General features: G+C 62.4%; 19 protein-coding genes and 1 pseudogene. 9 read left to right on the top strand and 11 right to left on the bottom strand.

Annotated elements, in window-relative coordinates; genetic code table 11:
* Positions 1-30 precede the first annotated feature (30 nt).
* Complete coding sequence (locus tag QQS38_RS22865; RefSeq protein WP_479647631.1) at positions 31-564, bottom strand: GNAT family N-acetyltransferase; 534 nt, start codon at positions 562-564, stop codon at positions 31-33.
* Positions 552-827: a type II toxin-antitoxin system TacA family antitoxin gene (locus QQS38_RS22860; RefSeq protein WP_102608629.1), complete on the bottom strand. Its 276-nt coding sequence runs from the start codon at positions 825-827 to the stop codon at positions 552-554. The genes QQS38_RS22865 and QQS38_RS22860 overlap by 13 nt, the downstream gene beginning before the upstream one ends.
* A gap of 79 nt (positions 828-906) precedes the next feature.
* Here QQS38_RS22860 and QQS38_RS22855 point away from each other — a divergent pair.
* Positions 907-1,305, top strand: a pseudogene (locus tag QQS38_RS22855) (DUF6933 domain-containing protein); the annotation flags it as partial.
* Here the strand turns inward: QQS38_RS22855 and QQS38_RS22850 are convergent.
* Both QQS38_RS22850 and QQS38_RS22845 read right to left on the bottom strand, forming a co-directional pair.
* Positions 1,306-2,655, bottom strand: coding sequence for a hypothetical protein (locus QQS38_RS22850; RefSeq protein ID WP_479647630.1), 1,350 nt, complete (start codon positions 2,653-2,655; stop codon positions 1,306-1,308).
* Between the two features lie 78 nt (positions 2,656-2,733).
* The gene (locus QQS38_RS22845) at positions 2,734-5,169 is read right to left on the bottom strand and encodes a TOTE conflict system archaeo-eukaryotic primase domain-containing protein (protein ID WP_479647629.1); all 2,436 of its coding nucleotides are present in this window, start codon (positions 5,167-5,169) and stop codon (positions 2,734-2,736) included.
* A 60-nt stretch (positions 5,170-5,229) separates the two neighbouring features.
* Between QQS38_RS22845 and QQS38_RS22840 the strand changes: the two genes are divergently transcribed.
* On the top strand, positions 5,230-5,457 hold the full coding sequence (locus QQS38_RS22840; RefSeq protein WP_009889671.1) for an AbrB/MazE/SpoVT family DNA-binding domain-containing protein: 228 nt from the start codon (positions 5,230-5,232) through the stop codon (positions 5,455-5,457).
* Positions 5,454-5,837 carry a type II toxin-antitoxin system death-on-curing family toxin gene (locus QQS38_RS22835; protein WP_009889673.1) on the top strand — a complete coding sequence of 128 codons (384 nt, stop codon included), beginning with the start codon at positions 5,454-5,456 and terminating at the stop codon, positions 5,835-5,837. The genes QQS38_RS22840 and QQS38_RS22835 overlap by 4 nt, the downstream gene beginning before the upstream one ends.
* A 43-nt stretch (positions 5,838-5,880) precedes the next feature.
* On the opposite strand, the gene QQS38_RS22830 is transcribed toward QQS38_RS22835, so the two are convergent.
* The 7 genes from QQS38_RS22830 to zwf all read right to left on the bottom strand — a co-directional run bounded on the left by QQS38_RS22830 (position 5,881) and on the right by zwf (position 15,087).
* Positions 5,881-6,510, bottom strand: coding sequence for a riboflavin synthase (locus QQS38_RS22830; RefSeq protein ID WP_479647628.1), 630 nt, complete (start codon positions 6,508-6,510; stop codon positions 5,881-5,883).
* A gap of 35 nt (positions 6,511-6,545) precedes the next feature.
* Positions 6,546-7,667 carry a bifunctional diaminohydroxyphosphoribosylaminopyrimidine deaminase/5-amino-6-(5-phosphoribosylamino)uracil reductase RibD gene (ribD, locus tag QQS38_RS22825; protein ID WP_479647627.1) on the bottom strand — a complete coding sequence of 374 codons (1,122 nt, stop codon included), beginning with the start codon at positions 7,665-7,667 and terminating at the stop codon, positions 6,546-6,548.
* Positions 7,668-7,679: 12 nt separating this feature from the next.
* Entirely contained in the window at positions 7,680-8,963 is a 1,284-nt protein-coding gene (gene hemL, locus QQS38_RS22820) for a glutamate-1-semialdehyde 2,1-aminomutase (protein ID WP_479647626.1), read from the bottom strand.
* A gap of 237 nt (positions 8,964-9,200) precedes the next feature.
* Positions 9,201-10,337: a porin gene (locus QQS38_RS22815; RefSeq protein ID WP_479647625.1), complete on the bottom strand. Its 1,137-nt coding sequence runs from the start codon at positions 10,335-10,337 to the stop codon at positions 9,201-9,203.
* A 585-nt stretch (positions 10,338-10,922) separates the two neighbouring features.
* On the bottom strand, positions 10,923-12,845 hold the full coding sequence (locus QQS38_RS22810) for a bifunctional transcriptional regulator/glucokinase (RefSeq protein ID WP_479647624.1): 1,923 nt from the start codon (positions 12,843-12,845) through the stop codon (positions 10,923-10,925).
* On the bottom strand, positions 12,823-13,515 hold the full coding sequence (gene pgl / locus QQS38_RS22805; protein WP_479647623.1) for a 6-phosphogluconolactonase: 693 nt from the start codon (positions 13,513-13,515) through the stop codon (positions 12,823-12,825). Before pgl ends, QQS38_RS22810 begins: the two co-directional genes overlap by 23 nt.
* 111 nt (positions 13,516-13,626) lie before the next feature.
* Positions 13,627-15,087 carry a glucose-6-phosphate dehydrogenase gene (zwf, locus tag QQS38_RS22800; RefSeq protein ID WP_479647622.1) on the bottom strand — a complete coding sequence of 487 codons (1,461 nt, stop codon included), beginning with the start codon at positions 15,085-15,087 and terminating at the stop codon, positions 13,627-13,629.
* Positions 15,088-15,634: 547 nt separating this feature from the next.
* On the opposite strand from zwf, the gene QQS38_RS22795 reads away from it, so the two are divergent.
* The 6 genes from QQS38_RS22795 (at position 15,635) to QQS38_RS22770 (ending at position 23,130) form a co-directional block, all read left to right on the top strand.
* A complete protein-coding gene (locus QQS38_RS22795; RefSeq protein WP_479647621.1) occupies positions 15,635-16,888 on the top strand; it encodes an ABC transporter substrate-binding protein in 1,254 nt (417 codons plus the stop codon).
* 120 nt (positions 16,889-17,008) lie between these two features.
* Positions 17,009-17,950: a carbohydrate ABC transporter permease gene (locus QQS38_RS22790; protein ID WP_479647620.1), complete on the top strand. Its 942-nt coding sequence runs from the start codon at positions 17,009-17,011 to the stop codon at positions 17,948-17,950.
* Positions 17,940-18,797 (top strand): carbohydrate ABC transporter permease, encoded by an 858-nt coding sequence (locus QQS38_RS22785; RefSeq protein ID WP_479647619.1) that lies wholly within the window; start codon positions 17,940-17,942, stop codon positions 18,795-18,797. The genes QQS38_RS22790 and QQS38_RS22785 overlap by 11 nt, the downstream gene beginning before the upstream one ends.
* 106 nt (positions 18,798-18,903) lie before the next feature.
* Positions 18,904-20,022, top strand: coding sequence for an ABC transporter ATP-binding protein (locus QQS38_RS22780; protein ID WP_479647618.1), 1,119 nt, complete (start codon positions 18,904-18,906; stop codon positions 20,020-20,022).
* A gap of 528 nt (positions 20,023-20,550) precedes the next feature.
* Positions 20,551-22,023: a circularly permuted type 2 ATP-grasp protein gene (locus QQS38_RS22775; RefSeq protein WP_479647617.1), complete on the top strand. Its 1,473-nt coding sequence runs from the start codon at positions 20,551-20,553 to the stop codon at positions 22,021-22,023.
* 48 nt (positions 22,024-22,071) lie between these two features.
* On the top strand, positions 22,072-23,130 hold the full coding sequence (locus QQS38_RS22770) for an alpha-E domain-containing protein (protein ID WP_479647616.1): 1,059 nt from the start codon (positions 22,072-22,074) through the stop codon (positions 23,128-23,130).
* The last annotated feature ends 25 nt before the right edge of the window (positions 23,131-23,155 follow it).

The following is a 23,155-nucleotide window of genomic DNA, read 5'->3' as shown; positions in this document are numbered from 1 at the left end:
GAGCTGTAGCGAGACATCGATAGACGATCCCTACGCCTGTTTGCCCGATGCGGCAGGCATGAGTAGTCGACGGGCGTCCTTGAGCAATAGCAGCAATTGCTGCTCTCGCACCGGTGAAGCTTCAAATCCGAAACGCAAATAAAACCGAGCTGCATCCTCATCGATCGGGTGTGTCAGCAGCGCGCGAACGCCGACTTGTTCGGCGATGGCCACTGTACGCCGGATTGCGTCTTGCAGCATGCCAATTCCGACATCACGACCATGGTCCTGCATTGCCACCGCCAGCCGAGCAAGGATGACCACAGGGATTGGATAGGCTCCCATCCCTTTGCGGACTCGATCGGGTGCCTCAATCGTATCGATTTGTCCAACCGCTAGGCTGTAGTATCCAACCAGGCGTTGATCTTCGGTAACGACGTAGGTCTTGGCCGAGCCACTAGCTTGCGCCTGCCGTGCATGGCGCAGGAGCCAGTCATTCAGCCCGGGCTTGCCGCAATCGAAGTCCTCCAATACATGGTTGGAGCCTAGTGCTTGCAGTGCGGACAGCGACATCAGTTTTCCCAAGGCGCCGTTCGGGAGAACAACTCCTTCAAGCCCGCATTGTCTTGGGTCGGACGATCGAGCATGTCAAGCAGCGCCTGCGATTGGCTTTCCGTTACGAGGAACAAACGCTGGTCAAGCAGAGTTCGTTCGGCAACCTGGCAAGCGCTATCGAGAATAAAATCGGTCATTGATTTGTGCGCGATCTCGGCTGCACGGCGCAGCACTGCTTCCTGCTGTGGCGTGGCCCGCAAACCCAGGCGAGCGGAACGGGTCGATGTGCTCATGAAATTCTCCTTCAGATGTACGTCATGTTAGCACAAAAGGCGTACATCTTCTGTCGATATACGAACGGTCCCTTTTTCAATGCTGTACCTTTGCTGCACTCAAAAGCTGCTCCAGCGTCTGAAACCCGACGTCGTCGAGGCCGGAAGTGGCACGACGAAGCTGGGCAACTGGTACGCAACGGTTTTGTCCTGGAGGCCGCACATTGCGATGCTCGTGAGTGAGCGGACGCTACTGCCGGTGCTGATGCCGTTGGCTCCGGCGGCAAGCTTAGCGCTCAGATTCCCTGAGGCACTGGTGGATATATTGACCGCGCACGGCGTACCGCGTCCGTTCATCGAATCGGAGGTGTCCGAAATGCACAGCGTCAAATACACGAAGACGCAAAATCGCAGCGTTGTCGGCATCATGACCGAGTTTGCGCATCTCGCCGAAGCCTACCGCGCCCACGACAAACCGAACGAACTCATCGATCTGTCGCTAAAATTGGCGCACACGCCATGTAGCCCCCTTTACAAGGGCCCCGTGTCTCCGGAGCGGGCGTTGAAAGAGTTGGCGAGCGGTGGAGGGGTGGCCGCTCGATCGCGAGTTGCCGTGGCGTAGTTCGGTTTGAGTGGGCAGCAGGGCCAAAACCCAACGTGCCGGGTGCAAAGTGCCCAAGAGTTGCAGAGTCGCAAATGAGCGACTTGTCTCAGAGCGAAAAATATTCACGCTGCGAGGCTCCGCGCAGCGGTCAGCTACGCTGAATGGTCGACGCCGTCGACAACATCCTTTCGACATACCGCTAGCCTGGTCGTAGGACGATCCGGATCCTCGCTGGAGCTTTGAGTCGATGGCGGACCACGCACTGTCTTCGTCTTCAAGGAGCGAGGTAAGGTAGCCTGAGCGCTCTGCCTTGCGTCGCGCTTCTGCGGCCTCGTGTGCTTCGCGTTCCTGCTGTTCGCGAGCGAGACGATGAAGACTGACTCGTGCCTCAATTTCGCTTACACATCGGGGCGCTACTAGGCTCGCAACGCGCTTGGGAAGCCGCTCCTGTTCCCAGGTGCGGAACCTACGCCGAAGGGTTCGCTCGGCCTCCTGGTGTCGTCCTTCCAGCAGCATGCGCAGCGCAGTACGCATTTCATCTTCCGTCAACTCGGACAGCCACGGATCGAATCGGTCATTATTGTCAGAGCCGGCAGAGAATGGGGGGCTCTTTTCTGCCGTGGCGGCGAGCCAGTCCGGATCGAGCATCAGGAATTCAGCGAGGGCATTCTGCGCGGGCGTCAGTGTCTTGAGTCCGTCCGGCAATGGTGGTTCACGGTCATCGGCGCTTAACTCGCCATTACCTAGTCGGGCTAGCCAGCCGAGATAAAGCGGACGTGTGTCGCCTCTGAGCAGTTCATCGCGGATGGGCAGCAGTCGTGCCATCCACCCTGCGCCGTCAGCTTCTTCGGAGAAGCGAACGTTTTCTCCAGCGTCGTCGTTGAACCACCAGTCGAGGAGGCAATGTTCGCCAGTGTCGATGGCATCGAACGCTTTCGCAAACTGCGACCGTGCCGCGCGCCTCTCGCGACCTGTGTAATCGAGCAGCGACCGAGCATCGAATATTGTCCGCGGCAGTCGCAACAGAAGGCGGCAGCTTCCCCAGTTGGCGGAGTAGGCATGGGCGTCGAAGTAGCGCTCTACCCAGTCGAGCGGTTCGCCTTTGAGATTGCCCCAGTGATATTCGTTGATGAGGCTCGAGGCCGTGATCGTCGCTCGCGTAGAGCGGCTTCGCAACTCGGTCTGCTGCTGCCCGGTAAGCGGTCGGTCGATTGCGGCAAATTCGTAGTATTGGTATTCGCTCACGTTTCAATCTTCATGTCGGGGGAGTCAGTTGCCGCGCCAGGTTGTGGTTCGCTGAACTTTCCTGCCGTTGATCGGCTGCTATAGAAGCCGATGAGTGGGGTTGGGGTGTTCTACCCTATATCCCATTGCTCGATAACCTGCCTGGCGCTTGTCCCACATCCGGAGCAAGCCCGGATGTCCTGTGTCGACGAAATCGAGGATGCGAACATCGGCTTTCGTTGCATGCTCGCGGTGCAGTCTTCCAGCGTATTGCTGAAGCGTGCCTTTCCATGAGATGGGCATTGCGAGGACGAGCGTATCAAGCGGGGGATGGTCGAAACCTTCGCCCACGAGTTTGCCGGTTGCCAGAACCACCCGCGGAGCATTTGCCGGTAAGGCTTCGAGTTCGGCGACTACGAGGCTTCGTTGTTTCTTCGACATGCGACCATGCAGTGTGAAAATCTTCTCCACGCTTCCGGTCAGAACTTTTTCTATGGCCGCGACGTGTTCGGTGCGCTCGGTCAGAACGAGAACCTTGCGCCCGCTGGAAAGCGCGGCGACCACCTCGTCCCCGATGACCGCCGTACGGTGGGGGTCGGTAGCGACATGCCGGAAGACGTCCTGAATACCTGCTTCGGCGGGTAAATCAATCGTCGAAGATTGGATTCGGGGAATGACCTCAAGGTCGTGTGGGGCCGTGTCCGGTCGCGAGGCAGTATGGCGGATTGGTCCGCACTGCATGAATATGATCGGATGCTGGCCGTCTCTGCGGATCGGCGTCGCAGTCAGCCCGAGCACATATTTCGCTCTGGCGCGCTTCAGCAATCCTTCGAATGAGACGGCGGAGAGATGGTGGCATTCGTCCACGATCACATGCCCGTACTGCTCGATCAACTCGCTTGTGTCGCCCTGGCGTGAGAGCGACTGCATGACGGCAATATCGATTCGCCCGCTGGGCTTCGCTTTTCCGCCGCCAATTGTGCCGACGACACCTTTGCTGACGCCGAGAAACGCCTGTAGCCGCTCCTGCCATTGCCTGAGCAGTTCGGTTCGGTGTACAAGGACTAGCGTATTGACCCCACGTCGCGCGATCAGGGCTGCCGCGGTCACCGTTTTGCCGAATGCGGTTGGAGCGCATAGCACCCCGGTATCGTGTCGAAGCATCGCCGCGACAGCCTGTTCCTGATCGGCTCGCAACGTACCTGAAAAGGTGACATCAAGGGGTTTGCCTGAAAACCGCTCGTCGTGAAGTTCGCACCGAATTCTGTTGTCACGAAGCAACTTGCGGGCGGCGTCGAGACATCCGCGCGGTAACGCGATGTGCTTCGGGTGGTTATCTGCACAACCAATAATTCGTGGTTTGTCCCAGACAGGGAAACGCATAGCCTGGGCCTTAAAAAATTCGGGATTCGGAAAAGCGGCGAGGCGGATCAGCCGGTTGAGCAGAGGTTGGGGGACACGTGCTTTCTCGAAATAGACGAGATCGGCTGCGGTGACAGAGAGCGAAGCCGGCATCGGACCCGGCAGTGTATCTTGCTGGCGTTTACGCACTTTCCACGGTTCCGTCTGATCCTCCTCGGTAATGAAGGTAACGTCGAGAGGATGCGTACCGCCCGTAGCATCCGTGATGGCTTGCTCGACAGAGTCAGTCGCCATCGATTGGATCGAAGCCAGGTAAGCCCACTGGTCCGTGTAGGGTTGGAAGTCCTCGTCGACGAAAACACTGCAATCCTGCTCGCGCGGCGTCTTTTGCAAAGGAAGTGCTATCAGATTGCCGAAGCCACCTTTCGGCATCGTGTCCTGGTTAGGGAAGAGGCGGTCGTAGGATGCCAGCTTCAGTTGCCGGGTTCGCACGCATGTATGGCTGATGATCGCGGTGCCCAGGCGTCGCGCATCCCGAGCAGGTACGGCCGACCGGAAGAAAATCCAGATGTGTGCGCCATTGCCGGATCGCGAGATTTCCAGCGCAGCCGGTACGCCTAATTCGGTGCATGACGACCTGAAAGCCTGAGCATCTTCCCGCCAGTCGGCATCATCGAAATCGACGGCGAGAAAATGGCAGGTATCGTCAGCCAGCAAGGGGTAGACGCCAATCGTGTGCCTACCAGCAAGGTGGTCATAGATGATCTGGTCGGACAACGGTATCAGGAGGCGGTGGCCGCAGTCGGAGCATTTGATTCGGGGTTTCTCACAAATACGGGGTCTCCACTCGTTGGCACAAGCGGGGGAGTAGCCTGATTTGCCAGCCTTGCTTTGCCATCTGACTGGATAAACATCGGTACGACCCTGAAACAGCCGGCGAAACAAAGCGACTTTCTCGTCCGTACTAAGCCGGCACACCTCCGTCTGCTGCGGGGCTGCCGGCTCGGCCAACGACCGTTGGAAGTCGATGCCGTGCGCATCGAGCACGGCACGGAGCCGTGCATTTTCGGCGCGCAAACGCGCCAGTTCGCTAATCTCTGGCGTTGTGTCGGCGTCGCGAACGGGATGGCCACCTTTCCGTCCCTGAACACGAACTGTTGGAGAGTCGTTCAATCCTTGTCCTTTGGGTAGGCGGTTGCTATATAATGAAGATTATATAGCGAGGAGGGTGCCATGCTTACATTTAAGGTCACAACTGTCGGGGCTTCTGCCGGTTTCATTCTTACCAAGGAGGCGATGGCACGGCTCAAGGTGCAGAAGGGCGATACCGTGTATCTGACCGAGGCCCCCGAAGGTGGTTATCGGATTACGCCATACAACCCGGATTTTGAACGCCAGATGAAGCTGGCGGAAGAGATCATGCACGATGACCGCGATATTTTGCGGGCGCTAGCCAAATGACGGCATGGCGCTGGGTGCGTGCGGACCTGACTTACGCAATCCATGATCGCCAGCTCGCAGAGCATGGCGGGCTCGATGGTGTGCGCGACAAGGGAGCGGTGGAGTCGGCACTGGCACGACCGCAGAATCTCGATGTTTATGCGAGTGCAGACGCGGCCGCGCTCGCCGCCGCATATGCCTATGGGTTGGCGCGGAATCATGGCTTTGCGGACGGCAACAAGAGAACAGCTTGGGTGGTTGCGCGCCTTTTCCTGGCAGACAACGGCTATCGGCTGAAGTTTGATCCGGCCGATGCCGTTAGGACCATGGAAATGGTTGCCGCTGGCGCGCTGGACGAAGCTGCGCTGGCGGCGTGGTTCCGGCAGCGGATCGCCGAGTAAGTTGGTGGACGATAAAACTCGAAGCTCGCGCTGGTTTAACCAGTTACGAGCGTCCCTTGGGGGACGCCGATGACAGCATCCTTTCGGTGTACCGCGCAATCAAATCCACTTCGAGATTCACCTGCGCCCCGACCTTCAAGTGCTTGAGCGTCGTGACTTCGACGGTATGCGGGATGAGATTGATCGAGAACTCGCAGCCGTCATCGCGATCCTCAACGCTGTTGACGGTCAAACTCACGCCGTTGACCGTGATCGAGCCTTTGTAGGCGAGGTAGCGGCCGATGTCTTGCGGCGCGAGGATGCGCAGTTCGTGCGATTCGCCGACAGCGGCAAATCGCGTGACGACGCCAAGCCCATCGACGTGGCCCGAGACGATGTGCCCGCCCAAGCGCTCGTGCGCAGTCAGCGCCTTCTCCAAATTGACCTCGCCCGGCTCGGCGAGCCCGACCGTGCAATTCAGGCTTTCGCGCGAGACATCGACGTCGAAGGTGCGCGCCGTCTTTTCCACGACGGTCATGCAAGCGCCCTGAATGGCAATGCTGTCGCCAAGCGCTACGTCCGTCAGATCGAGCGCTCCCGCGTCTACCGTCAGTCGCACGCCGGCAGCCGGATCCGCGCCGAGCGGCTTCACTGTTTCGATGCGGCCCACAGCCGCGACGATTCCCGTAAACATCGTAGCGTTCCTTTGTCGTTCAAATGCCGTTCAGTTCAATTGGGCGTCGACGGCGGTTGCAGCCGCGCCAAGATGCGAAGATCGTCGCCAATGCGCTCGATCGTGTGAAAGGTGAGACGCGTGCGTGCATCGAGCGAGGCCGGTGCGGCCAAGGCGAGCATCCCGGCCGAATCCGAGCCGAGGAGGCTAGGCGCCAGATAGACGAGCAGTTCGTCCACGCACCCCTCGCGCAACAGCGAGCCATTGAGCTTATGCCCCGCTTCGACGTGCAGTTCGTTTATCCCGCGCTCGCCTAGCACCTTCAGCATCGCGGGTAGATCGACCTTGCCGTGTGCGTTCGCAAGCGGCACGATCTCGACGCCGCGCGCACCCAACGCGTTGGCTCGCGCAGCGTTGCCGGGCTCGATGCGCCCGCAAAAGACGAGCGGCGGGGCGCCGTCGAGCAAGCGCGCCGTGAGCGGCACGTCAAGCCGGCTATCGACGAGCACCCGCAGCGGTTGCCGCGGCGTTTGCACTTCGCGCACGGTCAACTGCGGATCGTCGTCACGCACCGTGCCGATGCCAGTCAAAATCGCACAAGCGCGTGCGCGCCACGCGTGGCCATCGGCGCGCGCGGCGGGGCCCGTGATCCATTGGCTTTCGCCGGAAGGCAGCGCCGTGCGCCCGTCGAGCGATGCCGCGACCTTCATCCGCACCCACGGGCGCGCGCGCGTCATGCGTGATACGAAACCGATGTTCAATTCGCGCGCTTCGTTCGCGAGCAAGCCGCAGCGCACGTCGATACCCGCTTCGCGCAGCCTCGACAGCCCCCGCCCGGACACCTGCGGATTCGGATCTTCCATCGCCGCGATGACGCGCTTCACGCGCGCGTCGATCAGCGCATGCACGCACGGCGGCGTACGGCCGAAGTGGCTGCACGGTTCGAGCGAAACGTAGGCCGTTGCGCCCTGCGGATCATGTCCGCGCCGCCGGGCGTCCTTGAGCGCCTGCACCTCGGCGTGATCTTGCCCGGCCGGTTGTGTATAGCCTTCGCCGATCGGCATGCCGTCTTTGACGAGCACGCAACCCACGCGCGGATTCGGCGTGGTCGTATACATGCCGCGCGCGGCGAGCGTGAGCGCGCGCTGCATATGGATGAAGTCGGCTTCGGAGAACATCGGCGCGCGGGGTTAGGACGCGCGCGCCGCGAACGCGCGGCGCGCCGCTTCGATCGTCGCGTCGATCACGGCGTCGTCGTGGGCGCTCGACACGAAGCCGGCCTCGTAGGCCGAAGGGGCGAAGTACACGCCGGCGTCGAGCATTTGATGGAAGAACGTGTTGAAGCGCGCGATGTCGCTATGCGAGACGTCGGCGAAGCTCGCGGGCACGTGCTCGGTGAAGTAGAGCCCGAACATGCCGCCCACGGCGTCGGCGCAGAACATCGCGCCCGCCTCGCGCGCCGCGGCCGTCAAGCCGCTCGCGAGCCGCTCCGTTTGCGCCGAGAGACGCTCGTAGAAACCGGGCGCTTGAATCAGCTGGAGCGTCTTCAGGCCTGCGGCAACGGCGATCGGGTTGCCCGAAAGCGTGCCCGCCTGGTAGACGGCGCCTTCCGGTGCGAGCAGCGACATGATGTCGCGTCGCCCGCCGAAAGCCGCTGCGGGCATGCCGCCGCCGATCACCTTGCCGAGGCACGTGAGATCCGGGGTGATGCCATAGAGCGCCTGAGCGCCGCCTAGCGCGACGCGAAAGCCGCACATGACTTCGTCGAAAATCAGCACGGCGCCGTGACGCGTGCACAGGCGCCGCAGCGTTTGCAGAAACGCCGGGTTGCCGCGCACGAGGTTCATGTTGCCGGCCACGGGCTCGACGATGACGGCTGCGATTTCGTCGCCGAAGGCGGCGAACGCTTCCTCGAGCGCCTGCGTGTTGTTGTATTCGAGCACCGTGGTGTGCTTCGTGATATCCGCCGGGACGCCGGCCGACGTGGGATTGCCGAAGGTGAGCAAGCCCGACCCCGCTTTGACGAGGAGGCTATCGGCGTGTCCATGGTAGCAGCCTTCGAATTTGACGATGCGGTTGCGCTGTGTGAAACCGCGTGCAAGGCGCAGCGCGCTCATGGTGGCTTCGGTGCCGCTCGATACCAGGCGCACTTTTTCGATCGAAGGCATCAGCTTGCAGATTTCCTCGGCGATCTCGATTTCCGCCTCGGTCGGTGCGCCGAAGGAAAACCCGTCCACCAACACACGCTGCACGGCTTCGAGCACTTCGGGGTGAACGTGGCCGACGATCATCGGACCCCACGAGCCGATGTAGTCGATGTAGCGCGTGCCTTCGGCGTCCCAGAAGTACGGCCCCTGAGCGCGTTTGACGAAACGGGGCGTGCCCCCTACCGAGCGAAAGGCCCGCACGGGCGAATTGACGCCGCCGGGGATGGTTTGCTGTGCGCGTTCGAACAGGGCTTGATTGCTGGACATGGGCGAAATGGGATCGACGAGGGACCGGCTCGAGACAGGCGCTGGCGCATCGAGCGCCGCGGCCGTGACCGGTAGGATGGGGCCAATTGTACCGAAAGCGGGGCGTAGGGGCCGTCGGCTCAATGGCTAACGCGCGACGATCGGGCACAAAAAAAGCGCCCGCGAGGGGCGCTTTGAAGATGCTGCGGCAATCATGCTCCAGCGGGCCGAGGCCCACTGGATGACATGTCGCTGTGCTTAGAACTTGTGACGGATGCCGACGCGGCCGAGCACTTGGTTCTTGGTCGAGCTTGCAGCGCCGAGGATCGGTGCGTAGATGTCGGCCGTCACACCGCCGCTCATCGCGTGCTGGTAGACGCCCATTGCGTAGACGTCCGTGCGCTTCGACAAACGGTAATCGGCAATGGCATTGAGCTGACCGTACTTCGGCTTTTTGTCCGTTGCGTCGACCTTGCCGGTCGTGAACGTGTAGCCGGCGCCCAGCGTCATGGCCGACGTCAGGCTGTAATTGCCCCACAGTTCGAAGCTGTCGAAGCGAACCTTGTTGCCGGTAACGCCGTTGGCGTCGTCGAAGCGAACGTCCGAGAAGTTGCCGCCGATCTGTGCCGGGCCGAATTGATACGTGGCGCCTGCGCTGATGGTTTGCATGTTCGAGGGCGAACCGACCAAGCCCCAGATGCCCGATGCGCTCGTGACAGCTGCCGGTGCTTGGTTCGCGCCGAAGTTGCCATCATTGAACTGCGTTGCCGGGTTCTTCGCGAAGAAGTAGCCAGCGCCGATGTACAGCGGGCCGCCCGAGTAGTTCAAGCCGGCGCCGATCGTGCTTTGGCTGCTGAACTGGCCAGCCACGCCGCCGAACGCGTACATCAATTCGCCCTGGACGCCACCGAAGCGCGGCGACACGTACTTCACGGCGTTGTTGATGCGGAAGCCGTTGTCCGTGTTGTCGATGTCAGCCGGGTGCGAGAAGAACGCGCCCCATTGGCCGTTGAACGTCGTTGCTTGTGCGTTGTCGACGACCGGGTCGTATTGACGGCCGAGAGTCAGCGTACCGAACTGGTCGTTCGACAAACCGACGTAGGCTTGACGGCCGAATTCACGCGAATGTTGCGCGAGGTTGCCGTTCATCACGTTAAAGCCGTTTTCCAATTGGAAAATGGCCTTCGTGCCGCCGCCCAGGTCCTCGGCGCCCTTCAGACCCCAACGGCTGCCTTGCACGATGCCGCTTTGCATTTGGTAGGCGTGCTGACCACCGATGTTGTTCGTGTACGTGAGGCCGGCGTCGATGATGCCGTACAACGTGACGCTATTTTGTGCGAACGCCGGTGCTGCGAAGGCGCTCGTCACGGCGAGTGCGAGAAGCGATTTTTTCATCAAATGGTCTCCGAGACGAAGGGAGTTGCAGTGTGAGCAACCCGGATTGGGTAATTTCTTTGCCGCGGACCCATTCCACCTCTTGGGTGTCTTGGCGCCGCCGCAGGGTCCAGGCGTCGATGGGGATACTAGGCATCTGGCCTCCGTACCCTCATTGGTAGAAACACTAGTTGCCGAACATTATTGCGTGTAGTGAAAAGGACTATATCCGCCAACGAATCATGCAGCCCCTTGTCAGATAAGGAAAGAAGTGAAAGCGAATGCTTAATTCTTTCCCCAAAGTGTTGCGTAGCCGCGACATTTTTTGACGCACCATTGTTGCGAATACGTTGAAGAAAAGTCGACGTTTCGGTGCATAGCCGGGCGAAGGGGCCGGCAAGGAGGGGCTGCCGCGGCATTTTTGCCCGTCGCCACGATAGGTGGCGAGCGTTCGTGCGATCGCAGCGGGATAAGAATAAGGCGGGATAAGGCGGTACAAGGCGGGACGAAGCGGGAGGGGCGGCGGCTTGGCGCAAGCGCCGCCCGCGCGAGACGGTTAGGCGCGAAGCGGCGCGCCAGGCCCAATGCCCCGGCGCGCCGCTTCGCTCAATCCGCCGCCGAGGACGCCGCCCCGTGGCTGAGCCAGTCGAGCACGGCCGTGGCGTCGTCGGTGGACGCCGAGCGCACCTTCGCGACGGCTTGAGTCATCTCCGTCGTTGGCTCGGCGCGGCGAATCGCGACGCCCACAGCCAGGATGTCGATCATCACGAGATGCAGGATGCGTGAAATCATCGACAACTGCGATTCGCGAATCTCGATGTGATCGGTTTCGAGCGCGACCGTTGCGCGCTTGGCGAGCGGGGTGTTGCTCGATGTGATCGCGATCACCTGTGCACCGGCCTGCATGGCCACTTCGAGCACGCGCAGCAGTTCCGGCGCGCGCCCCGACTTCGATACGGCCACGATCACGTCGCCCTTGCCGAGCAGCGCGGCCGACGCCGCCTGCATATATAGATCGCCGTAAGCGATCGTCGGGATGCCGAAGCGGAAGAACTTGTAGTGCGCATCTTGCGCGACGATGTTCGAATTGCCGAGCCCGTAGAATTCGATTCGCCGCGCGCCGTTCAGCAGTTCGATCGCGCGCTCGACATGGTCGAAGTTCAAATGCTCGCGCAACTGCAAGATGGCCGAGACCGTGTTGTCGAGCACTTTCGCCCCGAAGTCGGTCGCGGTGTCTCCCAGATGCACCTGGCTATGGCTCACCGGGATCGTGCCCGTCAGGCCCGTCGCGAGCTTGAGCTTGAAGTCGGACAGCCCCTGGCACCCGAGCGAGCGGCAGAAGCGGATCACGGTCGGCTGACTGACATCGGCCTTGCGCGCGATGTCGACGATCGGGTCGCTGATGATCGAGCGCGGATGATTGAGGGCGAGGTCGGCTACGCGGCGCTCGGCCGGCGTCAACGCATCGCGCATTTGGCGGATGCGCTCGAACACGGCCGACGAGCCGCCGCCGGCCCGGTTCGACAACTGCTCGGCGAGGATCGCGGACACCCCGAGGAACGCCGGATACTCGGCGGTGATGAGGTAGGTCGGCACGTTGGCCAGATACGGTTCGAATCGGCCTTTCGCTTCGAAGCGTTGGCGGAACGAGGAACGCATGAACAACTCGCCGAGCTTGAGCACGACGCCGCCGCCGATATAGATACCGCCGAGCGCGCCGAGCGTCACGGCCAGGTTGCCCGCGAACGTGCCGAGGATGCCGCAGAAGCAATCGACCGCCTCGAGCGCGAGCGCTTCGCCCGCATGAGCGCGGTTCACGACCTCCGCTGGATCGACGTTGGCCGGCACGCGCTTCTTGTCGCGGACCGCCAGGGCGCGGTAAATGAGCTCGATGCCCGGCCCTGCCGCGACGCGCTCGAACGAGACGTGCGGCCACTTCTTGCGGGCGTACTGCATGACGAGATCTTCGCGCTCGTCCTGCGGCGCGAAGCTCGCGTGGCCGCCCTCGCTGCCGAGAGCGATCCAGCGATCGTCGGCGGGGATCAGCCCCGATACGCCCAAACCCGTGCCGGGGCCGAGCAGCCCGATCACGCTGTTCTGCCGCCGCGCGCCGCCGCCCACTTGCAAGCGCTGCGCGTCGGTGAGGCCGGGCAGCGCCATGGCGAGCGCGGTGAAGTCGTTCACGACGAGCAGCGTGTCGAAGCCGAGCGCGCGCCGCGTCGCTTCGATCGAGAACGCCCACTTGAAGTTGGTCATGCTCACGTGGTCGCCGTCCACGGGATTGGCGATGGCGATTGCCGCGTGGTTGACGCGGCCGACCTTCGTGTCCTTCAAGTACTTCTTCAACACGTCTTCGATCGTCGGATAGTCGGCGCAGGGATAGACGCGGATCTGCGAAACCTCGCCCGGTTCCGTTTCGAGCGCGAAGCGCGCGTTGGTGCCGCCGATATCGGCCAGCAAGCGCGGACCGTCGGCGTGCTGGCGTGCGCCGGGTATCGAAACCGCCTTATTTTGCAGACCAGTAGACATCGAGTCTGACTCCCTTGTCGTTTGCCAGCTTCGAGATGGCGTTTTCTCGCGGCGCGGATGCGGCCGTCTTGAGCACGTCGAGCTTGCGTTCGCCCGAGATCAACAGAAACAGCCGCTCGACCCGTTTGAGGGCGGACATCGACAGGCTGATGCGCGCGTGCGGCGCCGCGCCCGGGTGGACGGCGACATAGCGCTCCCCGGTTTGCAGCGCGTGCGTCCATTCGTGAGCGGGGGCGTCGGCGAACAACGATGCCGTGTGGCCGTCCTCGCCCATGCCGAGCACGGCGACATTCGGCTGGGCATACGCTGGGTCGGCGTTCAAGGCGGCAACGCGCGCATCGAGCGAGACCGATACGTCGACGAGCGGCGCGAAGCGCGCGGCGCCGGCCGCCTGCGTGAGCAGCGTTTCGCGCACGAGCCGCGCGTTGCTCGCGTTGTCGGTTTCGGCCACCCAACGATCGTCGACCAGCGTCACGTCCACGCGCGCCCAATCGAGCGCTTCGAACGCAAGGGCTTGAAAGAACGGGCGCGGGCTCGTGCCGCCCGAGACGGCGAGCGTGACGCGCGTGTCCATGGCCGCGGCAAGCGACGCGCCGAGCGCACCGCCGACCGCTTTCGCCAGCGCGCCGGCTTGGGCGCGCGGGTCGTCAAAAGCGTGAAGCTCGATCACTTCTCCTCCAGACTGCTTTTTGTATGTCCAACATCGCCGGCAGCGAAGCCGCGCGCTCGAAGCTCGAGCACGCCGCGCAGCATAGTGCCGCCGAGCCGTTCTTGCATCAGATCAATTCTCTTCCTCGAGCCAGCAGGTGCCGTGCTGCGCGAGCATGGCGCTCGCTGCGGCCGGGCCCCAAGTGCCCGACGCGTAGGGCTTGGGCGGCTTGTTCGAGGCCGACCATTCGTTCAGGATGGGCTCGACCCAGCGCCAGGCGGCCTCTTGCTCGTCGCGCCGCACGAACAGCGCGAGGCGCCCGTTGATGACATCGAGCAGCAGGCGCTGGTACGCCTCCATCTGGCCTTCCTTGAAGAACTGGTCGAAGGCGAGATCCAGATGGACGCTCGAGAGGTTCATCCCTTCGCCCGGCTGCTTGGCCAGACAATAAAGGCGGATGGATTCGTTCGGCTGTAGCCGGATCACGAGACGGTTCGCGCCGGGCCGAAGCGCCGGTGCGCCGAGCGCCGAATGCGGCACGGGCCGGAAGTTGACGACGATCTCGGCGACGCGTTCGGCCAGGCGCTTGCCCGTGCGCAGGAAGAACGGCACGCCCGCCCAACGCCAGTTTTCGATTTCGACTTTCAGCGCGACGAAGGTTTCGGTCGTGCTCTGCGGCTTGACGCCGTGCTCGGTCGCATAGGCGGGGACCGAGGTGCCTTTGATGACGCCCGCGTGGTACTGGCCGCGCACGGCGATCTTGGAGATGTCGCGCGTATCGATCGGCTTCAGGGCGCGCAGCACGCGCAGCTTTTCATCGCGGACCGAGTCCGAATCCATCGAGTGGGGCGGCTCCATCGCGACGATCGACAGCAATTGCAACAGGTGGTTCTGCACCATGTCGCGCAGTGCGCCCGTATTGTCGTAGAAATCGCCGCGCCCTTCGACGCCCAACTCCTCGGCGATCGTGATCTGGATGCTCTCGACCCACTCGCGGCGCCACAGCGGCTCGAACAGCGCATTGCCGAAACGCAGCGCGAGCAAGTTCTGCACGGGCTCCTTGCCGAGGTAGTGATCGATTCGATAGATCTGTTCCTCGGTGAAGATCTCGCCCACCGCGTCGTTGATCGCGTTGGACGAACGCAAATCGTAGCCGAGCGGCTTCTCGAGCACGATGCGGGCGTTCTCGTTCAGGCCGACCGAGGCGAGCGCGCGGCAAATCGGCACGAACAACGAGGGCCCCGTCGCCAAATAGAACACGCGCGTGCCGGCGTGGTTCTCCAGCGCGTCGCGCAGCAAGACGAAATCCTCGGGCTTGCCCAAGTCGAGCTTGACGTACGCGATGCGGTCGAGAAAGCCCTGCCAGGCGGCTTGATCCAGGCCGCCCTTCGAGACGTGGGCCTTCACGTTGCTGTCGACCCATTCGAGGTAGCCGTCGCGATCCGCGGCGTGCCGGGCCACGGCGACGATCCTGCCGTGCTCGGAAAGCATGCCCGCGCGGTGCGCCTCGTACAGCGCCGGAAGGATCTTTCGCATCGACAGATCGCCAGTCCCGCCAAAGAGAACGAAAGTGAAGCCTGAATCGATTTGCATGAGTCTTGAGCCGAAGGTCGAAGGGTTGCGGGCGCGATTCGAGAAACGTGTCTTGGCCGATTGGCTGCTCGAGTTGCGACGTCTGTAGCGCGATAAAAATATTTTTGACACTGAATTGTAGTTTAACTACAATCCAAATCAAGAGGTAACGTCGATCGATTGAAAAAAGTTTGCGCCTTCTTCCTGGCGCAAGGCTCTCAAGGCGGTCGGCGGGCAGTGCGCCGCGTGTCCCTATTTCCATCGCGCGTGCATGTTAGCAGCGCGGTTTCGAGGGCGCTGCCTCCCCGAGCCGGACCCGCGCGAGGCGGGCCAGCCGAATTCAAAGAGGAGACAGTCGTTGAGCTTTGAACCACCCGTTTCCTGACGAGGCATCGCGGCCGGGTTCGCCCGATGGGGGCGAGCGCGCGTGCGTGCGCGTCGCCGCATGCGCCGCACCTCGGTCACGTTCAGTGTTGTTGTTCTGTTCTGTTGCATCCAACCACCGTTCCCCTGCCTGTCGAAGAGGGGAGACATCGTTACTTGGTCAGTAGTCTGGAGGAGATAAAGAATGAAAGTTCGCGCGATCATGGCTGCGCTGTGCGCCACGGGGCTGATGGTGGGCGTGTCGGCGGCTCAGGCGGCGGAATCCGTCGAAGTGCTGCACTGGTGGACTTCCGGCGGCGAGTCGAAGGCCATCGGCGTCCTCAAGGACGACATGACGAAGCAAGGCTATACGTGGAAGGACTTCGCGGTGGCGGGCGGCGCGGGCGCCGCGGCCATGACCGCGCTGAAAACCCAGGTGATCTCGGGCAACGCGCCGACCGCCGCGCAAATCAAGGGCCCGCTGATCAAGGAGTGGGCGGATCAGGGCGTGCTGGTGAACGTCGATTCCGTGGCGAAGTCGGAAGATTGGAAGAAGAATCTGCCGCCGCAGATCGACAAGATCATGCAAGTGGACGGCCATTACGTCGCCGCGCCGTTCTCGGTGCACCGCGTGAACTGGCTGTACATCAACAAGGCCGCGCTCGATAAGGCAGGCGGCAAGGTGCCCGCCACGTGGGACGAATTCTTCGCCGTCGCCGACAAGATGAAGGCGGCGGGCTATCAGCCGATCGCCATGGGCGGCCAGCCGTGGCAAGACTTCACGGTGTGGGAAGACGTCGTGCTGTCGCAAGGCGCCGACTTCTACAAGAAGGCGATCGTCGACCTCGATCAAAAGACGCTCACGTCGCCGCAAATGGTGAAGGTGTTCGACACGGTTCGTAAGCTCACGACCTACTTCGACAGCTCGCGCACGGGCCGCGACTGGAACCTCGCCACCGCCATGGTCATCAACGGCAAGGCCGGCATGCAGTTCATGGGCGATTGGGCCAAGGGCGAATTCGCGAACGCCAACAAGAAGGCCGGCGCCGATTACGTCTGCACGGCCGTGCCGGGCACCGAGAAGGCGTACACGTTCAACGTCGATTCCTTCGTGTTCTTCCAGCAGAAGGGCCAAAAGGCCGCGACGCCGGGCCAGCTTGCGCTCGCCAAGACGATCATGAGCCCCGACTTCCAGAAGCAATTCAGCCTGTACAAAGGCTCGATCCCGGTGCGTTTGGGCGTCGACATGAGCAGCTACGACGATTGCGCGAAGAAGTCGTACTCGGATGAGCAAGCGGCGATCAAGGCCGGCGGCTACGTGCCGTCGCTGGCTCACGGCATGGCCCAAGGCGATGCCACGGCCGGTGCGCTCAGCGACGTCGTGACCAAGTTCATGAATTCGAACCAATCGTCGCAGGACGCCGTGGCAGCGCTCGCGCGGGCCGCGAAGACGAAGTAAGCGTAGTCGAAGGGGCGGGCGTTCGCTGCATGCGGCGTCTGCCTGCGTCACTCTAGCCGGCCGGGCGCATCGAGCGTTCGGCGCGCGTCGGCCGGCCTGCAAGCACTCAGGAGTCGAGTAGTGGCTGCCTCTCTCAGCGGAAAAGGGAACAACGTGGCGCCCGTATCCCACCGCACCTCGTCGTTGTCGGCACTGGCCGATCGTTGGATCCCGAAGCTCGTGCTCTCGCCCAGCGTGGCGATCAGCCTAGTTTTCGTCTATGGCTTCATTCTGGTCACCGGGTACCTGTCGCTGTCCAATTCGCGGCTGATGCCCAATTACACGTTCGCCGGCCTCACGCGCTACGGCGAATTGTTCGAAAACGACGTGTGGTGGACGTCGGCGCAGAACCTCGGGTGGTTCGGCATCCCGTTCATTGGCGTCTGCATCGCCCTGGGGCTGTTCCTCGCCATCTTGCTCGATCAAAAGATCCGCAACGAAGGCGCGCTGCGCGCGGTCTTCCTGTACCCCATGGCGCTTTCGTTCATCGTCACGGGCACGGCGTGGCAGTGGATCTTGAACCCTTCGCTGGGGCTCGAGAAAGTGCTGCACGACTGGGGCTGGACGAGCTTCTCGTTCACCTGGCTCGACGATCCGGACAAGGCCATCTTCTGTATCGTGATCGCCGCCGTCTGGCAATCGACGGGTTTCGTCATGGCGCTGTTCCTTGCCGGCCTGCGCGGTGTCGATGCGGAAATCTTCAAGGCCGCGCAAGTCGATGGCGCGACGCTGCCCACGATCTATCGCAAGATCGTGATTCCGAGCATGCGGCCCGTGTTTTTCTCGGTGCTCCTGATCCTGTGCCACATCACGATCAAGACGTTCGATCTCGTCGTCGCACTCACGGCGGGCGGCCCCGGCACATCGTCGTCGTTGCCGGCAATGTTCATGTACACGTTCTCGTTCAACCGCGGCCAGCTCGGCGTGGGCGCGGCGTCGTCCATGATGATGCTCGCGACGGTGGTTGCCGTGCTGGTTCCGCTCATGTATCTCGAATCGAGGAGCACGCGCAATGCAGCCTAAGATGACGATTAGCCGAGCGTTCATTTACGCTGCGCTCGTCCTGTTCGCCCTGTATTTCCTGTTTCCGATCTACGTCATGCTGTCGACGTCGTTCAAGGATCTCGATCAGTTGCGCACCGGCAATCTGCTGACGCCGCCGTCGCACTGGACCTTCGCGCCGTGGATCAAGGCATGGAGCGAGGCCTGCACGGGCGTGCGTTGCGACGGCATGCGTCCGTTCTTCATGAATTCGGTGCGCATGGTGATTCCGGCCGTGTTGCTCTCGTCGATCATCGGCGCGTTCAACGGTTACGTGCTGACGCACTGGCGCTTTCGCGGCGCCGACCTCGTCTTCACGATGCTCTTGGTCGGCTGCTTCATCCCGTTCCAGACCATCCTGTTGCCGATGGCGCGTCTTCTCGGTTTCGTCGGCATCTCGAACACGATCACAGGCCTCGTGCTCGTGCACGTGGTGTACGGGATCGCATTCACGACGATGTTCTTCCGCAACTTCTACGTGAGCATTCCGGCTGAGCTCGTGAAGGCCGCCCGCATCGACGGCGCCGGCTTCTTCATGATCTTCACCCGGATCCTGCTGCCCGTCTCGCTGCCGATCTTCATGGTGTGCGTCATCTGGCAATTCACGCAGATTTGGAACGACTTCTTGTTCGGCATCGTGTTCTCGGGCGTCGATTCGATGCCGATCACGGTGGCCCTGAACAATCTCGTGAATACCTCGACGGGTGTGAAGGAATACAACGTCGACATGGCCGCCGCCATCATCGCGGCTTTGCCGACACTGCTCGTCTACGTCGTCGCGGGCCGCTACTTCGTGCGCGGCTTGACGGCGGGCGCGGTGAAGGGCTGATACGGCGCTCTCGCGGCGCGCCGCCCGCGCGCCGCGCCGCGAGACGCATACATCGCAACGCATATTCGATTATTCGAAAGCAGCAAGCAGATTAGAGGATTTCAGCATGGCAAGCCTTTCCATCCGCGACGTATACAAGACCTATCCGAACGGCGTGCCCGTCCTGAAGGGCGTCGACATCGAGATCGAGGACGGCCAGTTCTTGATTCTCGTCGGCGGCTCCGGGTGCGGGAAGTCGACGCTGCTCAACATGATCGCCGGCCTCGAAACGGTCACCAAGGGGCAGATCTGCATCGACGGCAAGGTCGTCAACGATCTGTCGCCGAAGGATCGCGATATCGCGATGGTGTTCCAGTCGTACGCGCTTTATCCGTCGATGACCGTGCGCGAGAACATCTCGTTCGGCCTGAACATCCGCAAGGTGCCGAAGAAGGAGCAGACGCAAATCGTCGATCGCGTCTCGCAGATGCTGCAGATCGATCATTTGCTCGATCGCAAGCCGGGCCAGCTGTCCGGCGGCCAGCGTCAGCGCGTGGCGATGGGGCGGGCGCTCGCGCGCGATCCCGTGATGTTCCTGTTCGACGAGCCGCTGTCGAACCTCGATGCGAAGCTGCGCATCGAGATGCGCTCGGAAATCAAGTTGCTGCATCAGCGCCTGGGCACGACGATCGTCTACGTCACGCACGATCAAATCGAAGCGATGACGCTCGGCGATCGCATCGCCGTGATGAAGGACGGCATCGTGCAGCAGTTCGGCGCGCCGCAAGAGATTTACGATTCGCCGTCGAACCTCTTCGTCGCGGGCTTCATCGGCGCACCGCCCATGAACTTCATCGAAGGCAAGCTCGTCGAGCAGGGGTCGGGCATCGGCCTGGAAATCGATACGGGCGTGGCGCGCAGCGCTCTGAAGCTGCCCTTCGAGACGAATCGCGTGAAGGCGCACGTGGGCCAGAACGTGATTCTCGGTCTGCGGCCCGAGCGCATCACCGATGCGCGCGGCGCGCACGATGCCAATAGCAGCGACCTGCAACCGTTGACGGTGAAAGTGGATGTCATCGAACCGACGGGGCCGGACACGCTCGTGTTCGCGCAGATCAACGGCAAGCGTACCGTGAGCCGCGTCCACCCGGCCTCGAACCCGCAGGCGCAGCAAGACATGACGCTGCTCGCCGACGTGTCGAAGGCCGTGCTGTTCGATCCGAAGACGGAAGCGCGCATCGCTTGACACCGATGTGAGGCGAGGCGGGGCCGCGGTACGCCTCGCCTTGCGAGCAGCATCGCTCGTTCCGTGCCATGTCATTTCTGTCGCAGAGCCGGAGTCTTCGCCGGCAGCACGCACCGGCGCACAGCCGCAACGTGTCCTCCCTCGGTGCATCGAACCGTGCGGCATGCCCCGCACCGGTGCGCAAATCCCCATTCGTCGTGACTCCGCTTCACCGCAATCAGCCGTAGCGGTACGGCCCGCGGGCGTCGGCATGCAAATTGCCTAGGTCCTCTCCGTCTTTGGGGGGCGCACGAAGCTGGGCATGCCGCGGGTTTCCCCTGTATTGCCCAATAGATCGCTGCGGGCCACCTTAAGAGGCCGGGCGACCTACGTGGATCGTCCGCCCGAGGCGGTAGGCGCATGCCATCGCCTCCATCGAAGAATGCTTGATAACCGAACGACTGCGCCCGCGCATGGGCGACAGACGGGCTCGACCGGAGCGCGCGTTTTTACGCGAGCTGCTCCGAACAACGAACGGAAATATCGGCCATGAAGCAAGCTTTCTTCAGCGAGATGTTCGAGCGCAATGAAGGTGCGGTCGCGGGCATGCCGCCTGCCGAGTTTCAGCAAAGCGGCCAGGCGCGAGCGCACTACCACGGGTTCTTCACGTGGATGTGCGCGCAAACGGAGCAGCAGATCAGCGCCAAGCGCGCGGAAGCCGATCTGAACTTCCGGCGTGTCGGCATCACGTTCGCCGTCTACGGCGCCAAGGACGAAACCGGCGTCGGCACGGAGCGCACGATACCGTTCGACGTCATCCCGCGCATCTTCCCCGCGCACGAGTGGGCGGCCCTTGAACGTGGCTTGCGTCAGCGCGTGGGTGCGCTCAATCGATTCATTCACGACATCTATCACGACCAGGCGATCGTGCGCGCGGGCATCATCCCCGCGGAACAGATTCTCGCCAACGGCCAGTACCGCCCGCAAATGCAGGGTGTCGACGTCGCGCGCGATATCTATGCGCATATCGCCGGCATCGACATCGTGCGCGCCGGCGCGGGCGAGTTCTACGTGCTGGAGGACAATCTGCGCGTGCCGTCCGGCGTCTCGTACATGCTCGAAAACCGCAAGATGATGATGCGGTTGTTCCCCGATCTGTTTGCGCGCAACCGTGTGGCGCCCGTCGCGCACTATCCCGATCTGCTGCTCGACACGCTGCGCGCGGCGGCGCCGCACGGGGCGGATGATCCGACGATCGTCGTGCTCACGCCGGGCATGTACAACTCGGCGTATTTCGAGCACGCGTTTCTCGCGCAGCAAATGGGCGTGGAACTCGTCGAGGGGCAGGATCTTTTCGTCGACGACGGTTTCGTCTATATGCGCACGACGCAGGGGCCGCAGCGGGTCGATGTCATCTACCGTCGGGTTGACGACGACTTTCTCGATCCCGAGGTCTTTCGCTCGGACTCGACGCTCGGTGCGGCCGGTCTGCTCGCGGCCTATCGCGCGGGCAACGTCACGCTCGCCAACGCCGTCGGCACGGGAGTCGCCGACGACAAATCGATCTATCCGTACGTGCCGGACATGATCCGGTTCTACCTCGGCGAAGAGCCGATTCTATGCAACGTGCCGACTTGGATGTGTCGCAAGGCGGATGACTTGCGCTATGTGCTCGACCATCTGCCGGAGCTCGTCGTCAAGGAAACGCACGGCGCGGGCGGCTACGGCATGCTCGTCGGTCCGGCCTCGACGGCGGCGGAAATCGAGGCGTTCCGCGCGGCGCTGCTCGCACAGCCTGAAAAGTACATCGCGCAGCCGACGCTCGCGCTTTCGACGTGCCCCACCTACGTCGACGCGGGTATCGCGCCGCGCCACATCGATCTGCGCCCGTTCGTGCTCTCGGGCAGCGAAGTGCGCATGGTGCCGGGCGGCCTGACCCGCGTCGCACTGCGCGAGGGCTCGCTCGTCGTCAATTCTTCGCAAGGCGGCGGCACCAAGGACACGTGGGTTCTCGAGCAGTAATTCACGCGTTCTTGCACCTCGTTCGATCAACGCCCCCTCGGAGGCAACATGCTAAGCCGCACCGCCGATCATCTCTTCTGGATGGCTCGCTACACCGAGCGCGCCGAGAATACGGCGCGCATGCTCGACGCGAACTATCAACTCGCGCTCGTGCCGCAATCGGAAGAATACGCGGCGCTCGGCTGGAGAGCGATGCTGTCGATATCGGAACTCACCGGTGTCTACACGGCTGCGCATCCAAACCTGACGAGCCGCGACGTGATCGCGTTCATGTCGAGCGATCGCGACAATCTTTCGTCGATCGTCAATTGCTTGCGGGCAGCGCGCGAGAACGCGCGCGCCGTGCGCGGCTCGATCACGACCGATCTGTGGGAAACGCTGAACACGACCTGGCTCGATGCGCAGCGCATGCTTGCCGAAGGCGTGCTCGAGCGCGATCCGGGCGAGTTCTTCGAATGGGTCAAGTTCCGCTCGCATCTGTCGCGCGGCGTGCAACTCGGCACGATGGTGCGCGACGAAGCGTTTTACTTCATGCGGCTCGGCACCTTTCTCGAGCGAGCCGACAACACGGCGCGCATTCTGGACGTCAAGTATGAGATGCTCGAGCAGCGCGGCGGTGCATCGGCGCAGCCGCTCGCACAATCGCTCGATTACTATCACTGGGCCGCGGTGTTGCGCTCGGTGTCGGGTTTCGAGGTCTATCGCAAGGTTTATCGCGATGTGATCATGCCCGAGCGCGTCGCTCACTTGCTGATTCTGTTCGCCGATTGGCCGCGCTCGCTCGCCGCCAATCTGGACGAACTCCGGCAGATCATCGGCCACGTGCGCAACCCGCGCTCGGCGCAGGCCGAAGCCATGGCTGCCCGCTTGCACGCCGACGTGCGCGCGGCGCACATCGCCGACATTTTGCGCGAAGGCCTGCATCTGTGGCTCACCGATTTCCTCGCGCGCATCAACGAGCTAGGCAGCTGCATCAGCCGTGACTTTCTGGTGCCGCTCGCCCCGGAACCGACGCCCGAGCAATCCCAAAGCCAGTCGCAATCGTCGTCGTCCTCTTCGCAATCTCAAACGCAATCGCAATCGCAGATCCATCCGCATGCGGCATGACCGTTGCGGGTCGAATCGTTCCGGT

The organism is Trinickia sp. Z7 (assembly GCF_056498045.1).
Note: the sequence above shows the minus strand (reverse complement) of the source record. Positions and strands in the feature narration are given on the sequence as shown.

Excerpts from the sequence above, each read along its gene's own strand:
- ribD (WP_479647627.1), bottom strand. The coding sequence starts at position 7,667 with ATGTTCTCCGAAGCCGACTTCATCCATATGCAGCGCGCGCTCACGCTC.
- zwf (WP_479647622.1), bottom strand. The coding sequence starts at position 15,087 with ATGCAAATCGATTCAGGCTTCACTTTCGTTCTCTTTGGCGGGACTGGC.
- QQS38_RS22860 (WP_102608629.1), bottom strand. The coding sequence starts at position 827 with ATGAGCACATCGACCCGTTCCGCTCGCCTGGGTTTGCGGGCCACGCCA.
- QQS38_RS22785 (WP_479647619.1), top strand. The coding sequence starts at position 17,940 with ATGCAGCCTAAGATGACGATTAGCCGAGCGTTCATTTACGCTGCGCTC.
- hemL (WP_479647626.1), bottom strand. The coding sequence starts at position 8,963 with ATGTCCAGCAATCAAGCCCTGTTCGAACGCGCACAGCAAACCATCCCC.
- QQS38_RS22840 (WP_009889671.1), top strand. The coding sequence starts at position 5,230 with ATGCTTACATTTAAGGTCACAACTGTCGGGGCTTCTGCCGGTTTCATT.
- QQS38_RS22770 (WP_479647616.1), top strand. The coding sequence starts at position 22,072 with ATGCTAAGCCGCACCGCCGATCATCTCTTCTGGATGGCTCGCTACACC.
- QQS38_RS22810 (WP_479647624.1), bottom strand. The coding sequence starts at position 12,845 with ATGTCTACTGGTCTGCAAAATAAGGCGGTTTCGATACCCGGCGCACGC.
- QQS38_RS22835 (WP_009889673.1), top strand. The coding sequence starts at position 5,454 with ATGACGGCATGGCGCTGGGTGCGTGCGGACCTGACTTACGCAATCCAT.
- QQS38_RS22775 (WP_479647617.1), top strand. The coding sequence starts at position 20,551 with ATGAAGCAAGCTTTCTTCAGCGAGATGTTCGAGCGCAATGAAGGTGCG.
- QQS38_RS22815 (WP_479647625.1), bottom strand. The coding sequence starts at position 10,337 with ATGAAAAAATCGCTTCTCGCACTCGCCGTGACGAGCGCCTTCGCAGCA.
- QQS38_RS22780 (WP_479647618.1), top strand. The coding sequence starts at position 18,904 with ATGGCAAGCCTTTCCATCCGCGACGTATACAAGACCTATCCGAACGGC.
- QQS38_RS22795 (WP_479647621.1), top strand. The coding sequence starts at position 15,635 with ATGAAAGTTCGCGCGATCATGGCTGCGCTGTGCGCCACGGGGCTGATG.
- QQS38_RS22830 (WP_479647628.1), bottom strand. The coding sequence starts at position 6,510 with ATGTTTACGGGAATCGTCGCGGCTGTGGGCCGCATCGAAACAGTGAAG.